Here is a 9,384-nt window from a genome sequence, read left to right as displayed (position 1 = left end):
TTCTTGTAAACACCCCTTTTTTTCTTGTAAAGCTCAAAATAGCTTGAAATTAATGTCAAAATATTGTATAATAAGAACAACAAAAAATATCAGAAAATAATAGGGAGAGGTTATTATGCATATAGCAGTTTGCGATGATGAGTCTTTTTTTCGAAAAACGTTGTCTGAAGAATTATACATATATGCAGATAAGCATGGTCTTAATTTTATTATATACGAATATTCCGACGGCATGGAACTCTTAGCTGCCGATATGTCCTTTGACTTGATTTTTATGGATCATCAAATGACAGATAAAAACGGACTCGATACCGTTTCGGTATTGAGGAAACGCAATGTTGATACTACCGTAATATTTGTGAGCAGCTATAAGGACGTTGTTTTTGACAGTATGAAAGTTAATGCTTTTCGCTTTCTCGTTAAACCGTTTGAAAAAGAGGATTTGTACGAAGCTTTGGATTCTGTTATAAAAAATCTAGCAAAAACTGCTTATATAGTAGTTAAGTATACTGTCAATCAAAAGAATATAGCGATACCCGAAAACGAAATAATATATGCACAAGCCGACAATATCTATGCGGAAGTTGTCACAGCTCAAGGAATTTTTCTTTATTCAAACAAAATTTCTTCGTTGGTGAAAAATTTGAATGAAGAGTATTTCTACCGCTCAAATCGCTCTTATATCGTTAATTTTAATTATATAACCGGCTACAGTAAAAAGGAAATTGAATTTTCTAACGGTCAAAAAGCACTTATTTCAAGCTCTAAATTCAAGGATTTTAAAGGTAAATATCTGAATTATCTTAAAAGAAAAAGTATAGGAGAATAGAAATGAATTTAGTACACACATTTGAATTTACAGTAATATCTATACTATATTTATTTACGATTATCCAAACCATGAATCTTGTTTATGGAAACGGAGAGTACAGAAGAAAATATGTGACTGTATTTCTTGTGTATTTGATTTCCGGAATTGTTTGCTCTTGGTATAGAAATCATGACAAACCTGTTATTTTCTTAACAGCAACAATATGTTATTATACATTTCTTCTAATTTTCATTTTGTCGATATTCAAATCAAAAATATTATGGTCTGTATATATTTCAGTTATTGTACTGATTTTAGATTCCATTTTTCAATCAATTGGATGCATACTGATTGATTTATTTGTACAAAATTTTGACAGGATAACGGTTCTAAATATCTCCTCACTTATTTTTAATATTGCTGCTTTAATTTTACTAAGAGCTCTTCAAAAAAGTCATAAAAATCAAATCATTAACAGTATAAATTTGCTGCCCAAACGAGTATACGTTATGATACTGATCGTCCTAGTTTTTATCGGAGAGCTTTGTGGAAACATGGCTGTTGAATCTAGTGAGTTATTCTTTGATAATAGAATAAACAGTTTCTTGACAGTACTGACCATTATAGCTTTTTTAACAATTATTATTTCATTTGTATTCAGCAGTATTTCACGGCAATACTACGAAAGCATATTAGGAATAATGGAAAAACAGATGGCAGGTCAAGTTGAACATTACCAAAAGATCAATAAGCTTACAGACGATTTAAGAGAATTTCGTCATGATTATAAAAATCATATGATATGTTTGCAGGCAACGCTTTAGAAAAGACAGCTTGATGAAGCACTTGACTATGTAAAAAGTATAACCAAGCAGGAGATAATTGATGCAAATAAGTTTTCAAGCGGAAATCAGATCGCTGATTCGATACTTTCGGAGAAAAGCGAATCAGCAGCATATGTGGGTTCGCAACTTAAATTCAGCGGTTTCATTTCCGATGAGATCCCTGCTGTTGATCTTTGCACGATGCTTTCCAATGCCTTGGATAACTCTATCGAGGCTTGTGAAAAACTCAGCTCATCCGATTCTGCTATTATAGCGGTGAAATGTGCAGTTGTACAGAATGTTCAGGTTATTAAAATATCAAATCCAACTTTGGATAACAAAAATTTCACAGAGACCTCTAAGCTCGACAAAGATAATCACGGCTTTGGGTTATACAACATTCGCAGGACTGTCGAAAAGATTGGCGGAGAGATGAGAATACCAAAGCAGTTCCCGGAGTTTGTTCTGGAATTGGAGTTTCCGATCAAATGATAAAAGCTGTTGTATGGTTATGATGACATACAACAGCTTTGTAATAGCTCCTATTCGGTTCATTTTTATTTTTCTTCGTTAATGGTATAACACAAGCAGATCATCTTTAATATAAAAAGACTTCACTTGACTATCTTTGCCTGACCTTCACACACTATAACACAAAACCTCCGCAGTTAAACTACGGAGGTTTTATCAGCATATTTATACATTCACCCAAACCTTAATGGTCAAATCTTCCCATTGGTTTCGTCTGAGATACGATTCCTGTGCTTTTCGGTAGTGCTGGGCTTCCTCAAAGCCAAAGGTGTACTCATATAAGGGCAGTTGTAAATTTCGCTTATTTCTGTGCGATAGCAGCCTGAGCAGCAGCAAGTCTAGCAATTGGCACTCTGAATGGTGAGCAAGATACATAGTCAAGACCGATCTTGTGGCAGAACTCAACAGATGTTGGGTCGCCGCCGTGCTCGCCGCAGATACCGCAATGGAGCTTTGGATTAACTGGCTTACCAAGCTTGAGAGCCATCTCCATAAGCTTGCCAACGCCGTCCTGATCGAGCTTAGCAAATGGATCGTTCTCGTAGATCTTAGCGTCATAGTAAGCATTGAGGAACTTACCAGCGTCGTCTCTTGAGAAACCGAATGTCATCTGTGTAAGGTCGTTTGTACCGAAGCAGAAGAAATCAGCTTCCTTAGCGATCTCGTCAGCTGTAAGAGCAGCTCTTGGGATCTCGATCATTGTACCAACTTCATACTTGAGGTCAGAACCAGCAGCAGCGATCTCAGCGTCAGCTGTCTCAACTACTACCTTCTTAACATACTTGAGCTCCTTAACGTCGCCAACCAGTGGGATCATGATCTCAGGCTCAACTGTCCAGTCTGGGTGATTCTTCTTAACGTTGATAGCAGCCTTGATAACAGCCTTTGTCTGCATCTTAGCGATCTCAGGATATGTTACTGCAAGACGGCAGCCACGGTGACCCATCATTGGGTTGAACTCGTGGAGTGAAGCGATGATAGCCTTGATTGTCTCAACAGACTTGTTCTGTGCCTTAGCAAGAGCCTCGATGTCAGCCTCTTCTGTTGGAACGAATTCGTGAAGCGGTGGATCAAGGAATCTGATAGTTACAGGATTGCCTTCAAGTGCCTCATAAAGAGCCTCGAAGTCAGCCTGCTGCATTGGCTCGATCTTAGCAAGAGCAGCTTCTCTCTCTTCAACTGTGTCTGAGCAGATCATCTCTCTGAATGCAGCGATTCTCTCAGGGTCAAAGAACATATGCTCTGTACGGCAAAGACCGATACCTTCAGCGCCAAGCTCTCTAGCCTTCTTAGCGTCAGCAGGAGTATCAGCGTTTGTTCTTACCTTCATTGTTCTGTACTTGTCAGCCCAGCCCATGATTCTGCCGAACTCACCAGCGATTGTAGCGTCAACAGTTGGGATGATACCATCATAGATGTTACCTGTTGAACCGTCGATAGAAATGTAATCACCCTCGTGGAATTCCTTGCCTGCGAGTGTGAACTTCTTGTTAGCTTCGTCCATAACGATCTCTGAGCAGCCGGATACGCAGCAAGTACCCATACCACGAGCAACAACGGCTGCGTGAGATGTCATACCGCCTCTAACTGTGAGGATACCCTGAGAAGCCTTCATACCTGTGATGTCCTCCGGTGAAGTCTCAAGTCTTACGAGAACTACCTTCTCGCCCTTAGCGTTCCAAGCCTCAGCGTCGTCAGCTGTGAATACGATCTTACCGCAAGCAGCTCCTGGAGAAGCGCCAAGGCCCTTGCCCATAGGAGTAGCAGCCTTGAGTGCCTTTGCGTCGAACTGTGGGTGAAGAAGTGTATCGAGGTTTCTTGGGTCGATCATTGCAACAGCCTCTTCCTCAGTTCTCATTCCCTCGTCAACGAGGTCACAAGCGATCTTGAGAGCAGCCTGTGCAGTTCTCTTACCATTTCTTGTCTGAAGCATATAGAGCTTACCGTGCTCAACTGTGAACTCCATATCCTGCATATCTCTGTAATGATCTTCAAGTGTCTTACAAACCTTGTTGAAGTCAGCGAATGCCTGTGGGAACTTCTGCTCCATCTCAGAGATGTGCATTGGTGTACGAACACCGGCAACAACGTCCTCGCCCTGTGCGTTTGTAAGGAACTCACCGAACAGACCCTTAGCGCCTGTTGCAGGGTCTCTTGTAAATGCAACACCAGTACCGCAGTCATCACCCATATTACCGAATGCCATTGACTGAACGTTTACTGCTGTACCCCAAGAATAAGGGATATCGTTGTCTCTTCTGTATACGTTAGCTCTTGGGTTATCCCATGAACGGAATACTGCCTTGATAGCACCCATCAACTGCTCCTTAGGATCAGCTGGGAAGTCTGCGCCGATCTTTGCCTTGTATTCAGCCTTGAACTGCTCAGCAAGTTCCTTAAGATCGTCAGCGTCGAGCTCAACGTCCTGCTTAACGCCCTTCTTAGCCTTCATCTCGTCGATAAGCTCTTCAAAGTACTTCTTACCAACTTCCATAACTACGTCAGAATACATCTGAATGAATCTTCTGTAACAGTCATAAGCCCATCTTGGGTTGCCTGACTGAGCAGCGATTGTCTCAACAACTTCTTCGTTAAGACCGAGGTTAAGGATAGTATCCATCATACCAGGCATAGATGCTCTAGCACCTGAACGAACGGAAACGAGGAGTGGGTTCTCCTTATCGCCGAACTTCTTGCCTGTGATCTCTTCCATCTTACCGATATACTCGTTGATCTCTGCCATAATACCTTCGTTGATCTCACGGCCGTCCTCATAGTACTGAGTACAAGCTTCAGTTGTGATCGTAAAGCCCTGAGGTACAGGGAGACCGATATTTGTCATCTCAGCCAGGTTAGCACCCTTACCGCCGAGAAGCTCTCTCATATTGGCATTACCCTCAGAGAAAAGATAACAATACTTCTTTGCCATTGGTTTTTTACCTCCAAAATAATTTTGAATTCCGCAGCGGAAAGACAGAACTATCCCGCCGCCCACGGTTACCCTTATATTATAACAGATTTAAAGTGAAATTACCATAGGTTTTCCCCACTTTTATACATAAAATCTTGTACAATTTTTGATATAAATTTATGTGCAATATGACGATTTGCCGTCGAAACACAAAATGCAAAGCGTCGTCAAAATAACAAACTGCAAGCCAAAACAGGCGACTGCAAAGGCGCAAGTCAACGGGCGAACAATGTTCGCCCCTACAAAACACAACGCTATTTCGTAATTTGTAGGGGACGGCGCCCCCGACGTCCCCTTGGATGGCGCCCCCGACGTCCCGTTGTGTGGTTTACGCTCAACGTCCGTATCTGCCCCTTAAACCACCTGGAACAAATAAAATTTCAAATAATCCGTCTCCGGCACATTGAGCAGTATCGGGTGATCGGGCGCCTGCTGCCTTGCCTCGATAAGCTTGAGCTGCACACCTGCATCCTTTGCGGCGCTCATAACCATCTTCACAAACAGCCTGTTCTCCATAAAGTGGGAACAAGAGCAGGTCGCAAGATATCCGCCTCTTGGCAGAAGCCTCATCGCCCTGTAATTTATCTCCTTGTAACCCCTCTCAGCGCTGCCAACAGTCTTTCTGCTCTTCGTGAAAGCAGGCGGATCGAGTATTATCATATTGTAATCAGCCTTTTCCTCCAACAGCTTTGGCAGCAGATCAAAAACATCAGCGCAAAGAAAGTCCATCTTGCCCTCAAGACCATTCCGCTCTGCGTTCTCTCTCGCCGTGTCAACAGCAAATTGCGAAACGTCCACCGCCGTGACGTGCTCCGCTCCGCCCATTGCCGCATTGAGCGCAAATGATCCCGTGTGGGTAAAGCAGTCAAGCACCCTCTTGCCCTTTGCGATCTTCGATACCGCAAGACGATTGTACTTCTGATCGAGGAAAAAGCCAGTTTTCTGCCCGTTCTCAACGTCAACTTCATAACGTATGCCGTTCTCTGTTATCTCCGTCACATTAGAAGGCGGCTCGGGAAGAAAATCAGCCTTGTACCAGCCCTTGTATTGCTCCAAACCCTCAAGCTTTCTGATAGCAACGTCATTACGCTCCATTATGCCCGATACCTTAACGCCGTCCTTTTCAAGCTCCTCAACAAGCAGCCTAAAAATGGTATCCTTTATCAGATCCATACCATAAGAAAGCACCTGCGAAACAAGTATATCGCCGTATTTGTCGATAGTAAGCCCCGGCATTCCGTCAGCCTCGCCGAAAATCAGTCGGCAAGCGGAAAAATCATCGCCCATAACAGTCTTTCTGTAATCTATGGCATAGCGTATGCGCCTGCGGAAAAAGTTGTCCGAAAACGTCTCGTTTGCATTGTCCGAAAGTATTCTTATGCGTATCTTGCTGTTAAGGCTCAAAAATCCCGTGCCGAGATAAGAACCTTTCTGCGAGAACACGTCGCACAGTTCGCCGTTTTTCAGCCCCTCTGGTTCGTCACGCAACTCATCGCAGTATACCCAAGGGTGACCGTTTTTAAGGGATAACTCCCCCTTTTTCGATATGGTGAACCCGGGAAAATTTCTTTTGCTTTTCATTATCATACCTCACAATTATGTTGTTCTTTTTTGTCAGATATAATTATATCACAGCCCACCCATTTTTGCAAGACGTAACGCAAACCACGCAAAGCCCACAAAATATGTATCGCCGCACCCAATATTTCGGGCACGGCGTTTTATGGGGGATTGTAACGGCACAGACCCGTATACCACGAGCCTAGCCGCCAAATGAAGAAAGCAAATCATAACTGCTTGTCAAAAAGCCAAACAAACAGAACGTCAAGGTTAAAATATCGCAAATACGCTGTTTGTATGTAGGGGCGAACAGCGTCCGCCCGTTGATTTGTTGCTTTTTCCAAAAGTCTCATTTTATTTCGTCGCAGGGTCGATAAACTCGATAGGGTCGATCCATTCGCCGTTTTTCTTTAAGCCGAAGTGCAGGTGCGAAAGCTCCGCCACCTCTGCCTGCGCCGTGTCGCCCACAGCGCCGATAACTTCCCCGGCGTTGACCTGATCGCCCTCCGACACAGTCATCTCTTTCGAGAGATTATAATAGTGTCCGATAACGCCGTTTCCGTGGTCGATAGTCATACAGTTGCCCCAAAGAGCGTCCTCCCAGATCTTCGTGACCTTGCCCTTGTTCATCGACTTCACAGGTTCGCCAAGATCAGCCTTGATGTCAACGCCGTCGTGAGTTTTCCAAACCCCCAGCGTCTCCGACTTCACAAGCTCTCCATTAGAAAACGGCTGGAGTATCTCCCCGTTCACAGGCATAACATTCGGCTGCGTCTGAACGTCAAGATCGTCAGCAGCTTCGGAGCTTGAGTACTCTTTCTCGACGTCCGTCTTTTTGTTGTCCGCCTGCTTTTCCGCCGCAGAGTTTTCCACGTCAGGGCGTGAGATAGTCAGCTTGTCCGAAATGTCGTCCATAGCCTTGTTGTAGGCGGCAACGCCTGCACCGCCCAGCGCAAGCAGACAAGCGGCAAGAGTGATGTATACTCCCTTCGCACCAAGCGTTCTGCCTGCACGGGAATTTTTAAGACTGAATTCTTTCATATTTACAAAACCTTTCCCCGATATGATATCATATCTCCGCAAGCACTCTTGCACCCACGGCAGTCTTATGCTATCGGCGGCATAAGTCCTCTGGCATTATTTTTGACATATACGGGAAAAATATTCACATGAAAATAAAAATACCACACCTGAGCTTTCACCCAAGTGTGGTATCATACGTTTAACAAACTTTATGTAGGGGACGGCGTCCTCGACGTCCCACCAAGTCCAAATTATCTCTATCCGTTTTGTATCTCTCTTATTCTGTCCTACTTATCTTTCCTGCAATCTCTTCCTCGCAGCCTTTACCGCCGCCCCAACGACACCAAGCACAGCCGCAACACCCAACAGCCCAAGGCAAACGATCAAATCGTAATTATCCCCCGTAGAAGTCTTGAACGCCAAGATATCCCCAAGCTTCATTCCGTTCCAAAGGTTCGTCACAAAAGTCATCGCAGCGACCCATACCGCCGAAGCCGCAAAGCAAAGTGCACCCTTGAAAAATCCGTTCACCTTTAGATACCTTATAATAAGGAACACAGCCCACACCAATGCCACACAAGCCACCGCTGCGACCATGCCGTCACAAAGGTCTGCCACGTCACCATATTTCAGCGTACCATAAATAACGCAGGCAAAAGTCAGCACCGAATCCGCCGCCATGCACACAAGCCCCTTGCTGTTTCTCACATACTTTTCAAGCTGTTCACTTCTCAGCACAAAAGGCAGGAAAACGATAGCCTCCCCAAGGAGTGTTCCAAGCACCGCCATAGCAAACCAATCCCCATTGGAATAAATGCACCCTGCGGCATAAAGAAGAAAAAGCGAAACTGTCGCAGAACCAAGCGTCCACAACGACCTGTTTTTCTTCACAAGCACAGGCACATTTATGAAAGAAAACGTCAGCATCAGCGATGTGATAAGCACCATGAACCAGCCTATACCGCCATGAGCCATATTATAAATAAAACTCGGTATTATCGCCGCAAGATAGCCAATTCCGGTTATGATAGTGTACCCCCGAACAAAGCTTTTATAGCTCCGCACCATAAACTCAGCCTCTCTCTGCTGATTGTCCTCGCTCGCCGTGCAAAGCTCGTGCTCAGAAATGCCAAGCACCCTGCAAAGCCCCGATATCATCGTTATATCAGGATATGATACCCCTCTCTCCCACTTGCTCACTGCCGACTCAGTGACATAAAGCTCTTTAGCAAGGTCTTTTTGAGAAAGCCCCAGTTCCTTTCTTTTTGATTGAATGAATTTTCCAAGAGTAATTTTATCTTCCATAGCATATCACCTTTCAATTTGTTCGGAGTGCACTCTCTATGGTCAACATTATAGCCCACGGCTTTGAAAAAGTCAACAAAATCGGGCTGGACTGTCAGTCGAGCCGCCTATTTACGCACTTTTCAGCACTTTCACCAACACGCAGGCATAAAAAATCGCCCTGCTAAAAAGCAAGGCGTTGTTGGAGCGGGTCAGAGGGGTCGCACCTCCATCTCCTTTCAGGAAGAAAAGTATTCTGGTAATTGAAATAAACCCGCAGAAAACATTAAGTCCTTACTCATCATTAAGACTGTAAGGACTTTTTGTGGAGCGGATTACGAGGCTCGAACTCGCTACCTCCACCTTGGCAAGGTGGCGCT

General features: G+C 44.1%; 7 protein-coding genes. 3 read left to right on the top strand and 4 right to left on the bottom strand.

Annotated features, from left to right (window positions below):
- Positions 1-115 precede the first annotated feature (115 nt).
- From QZ371_RS09095 to QZ371_RS09085, 3 genes are all read left to right on the top strand, one after another.
- Positions 116-829, top strand: a complete 714-nt coding sequence (locus QZ371_RS09095) for a LytTR family DNA-binding domain-containing protein (protein WP_295211826.1) — start codon at positions 116-118, stop codon at positions 827-829.
- Between the two features lie 2 nt (positions 830-831).
- Positions 832-1,635 carry a hypothetical protein gene (locus tag QZ371_RS09090; RefSeq protein WP_295211824.1) on the top strand — a complete coding sequence of 268 codons (804 nt, stop codon included), beginning with the start codon at positions 832-834 and terminating at the stop codon, positions 1,633-1,635.
- Positions 1,636-1,770: 135 nt separating this feature from the next.
- Complete coding sequence (locus QZ371_RS09085) at positions 1,771-2,127, top strand: GHKL domain-containing protein (RefSeq protein WP_295211822.1); 357 nt, start codon at positions 1,771-1,773, stop codon at positions 2,125-2,127.
- 340 nt (positions 2,128-2,467) lie between these two features.
- Here the strand turns inward: QZ371_RS09085 and ppdK are convergent, their stop codons facing one another.
- From ppdK to QZ371_RS09065, 4 genes are all read right to left on the bottom strand, one after another.
- Complete coding sequence (gene ppdK / locus QZ371_RS09080) at positions 2,468-5,095, bottom strand: pyruvate, phosphate dikinase (protein ID WP_295211820.1); 2,628 nt, start codon at positions 5,093-5,095, stop codon at positions 2,468-2,470.
- Positions 5,096-5,491: 396 nt separating this feature from the next.
- Positions 5,492-6,718 (bottom strand): class I SAM-dependent rRNA methyltransferase, encoded by a 1,227-nt coding sequence (locus QZ371_RS09075; protein WP_295211818.1) that lies wholly within the window; start codon positions 6,716-6,718, stop codon positions 5,492-5,494.
- A 333-nt stretch (positions 6,719-7,051) separates the two neighbouring features.
- Positions 7,052-7,738 carry a M23 family metallopeptidase gene (locus tag QZ371_RS09070; protein ID WP_295211816.1) on the bottom strand — a complete coding sequence of 229 codons (687 nt, stop codon included), beginning with the start codon at positions 7,736-7,738 and terminating at the stop codon, positions 7,052-7,054.
- A gap of 273 nt (positions 7,739-8,011) precedes the next feature.
- Positions 8,012-9,025, bottom strand: a complete 1,014-nt coding sequence (locus tag QZ371_RS09065; protein WP_295211815.1) for a helix-turn-helix transcriptional regulator — start codon at positions 9,023-9,025, stop codon at positions 8,012-8,014.
- Between the last annotated feature and the right edge of the window lie 359 nt (positions 9,026-9,384).

This window comes from Ruminococcus sp. (genome assembly GCF_019423705.1).
GTDB lineage: Bacteria > Bacillota > Clostridia > Oscillospirales > Ruminococcaceae > Hominimerdicola.
Note: the sequence above shows the minus strand (reverse complement) of the source record. Positions and strands in the feature narration are given on the sequence as shown.

Bases quoted from the DNA above. Each gene is read 5' to 3' on its own strand.
- QZ371_RS09095 (WP_295211826.1), top strand. From the start codon at position 116: ATGCATATAGCAGTTTGCGATGATGAGTCTTTTTTTCGAAAAACGTTG.
- QZ371_RS09065 (WP_295211815.1), bottom strand. From the start codon at position 9,025: ATGGAAGATAAAATTACTCTTGGAAAATTCATTCAATCAAAAAGAAAG.
- QZ371_RS09075 (WP_295211818.1), bottom strand. From the start codon at position 6,718: ATGAAAAGCAAAAGAAATTTTCCCGGGTTCACCATATCGAAAAAGGGG.
- QZ371_RS09070 (WP_295211816.1), bottom strand. From the start codon at position 7,738: ATGAAAGAATTCAGTCTTAAAAATTCCCGTGCAGGCAGAACGCTTGGT.
- QZ371_RS09090 (WP_295211824.1), top strand. From the start codon at position 832: ATGAATTTAGTACACACATTTGAATTTACAGTAATATCTATACTATAT.
- ppdK (WP_295211820.1), bottom strand. From the start codon at position 5,095: ATGGCAAAGAAGTATTGTTATCTTTTCTCTGAGGGTAATGCCAATATG.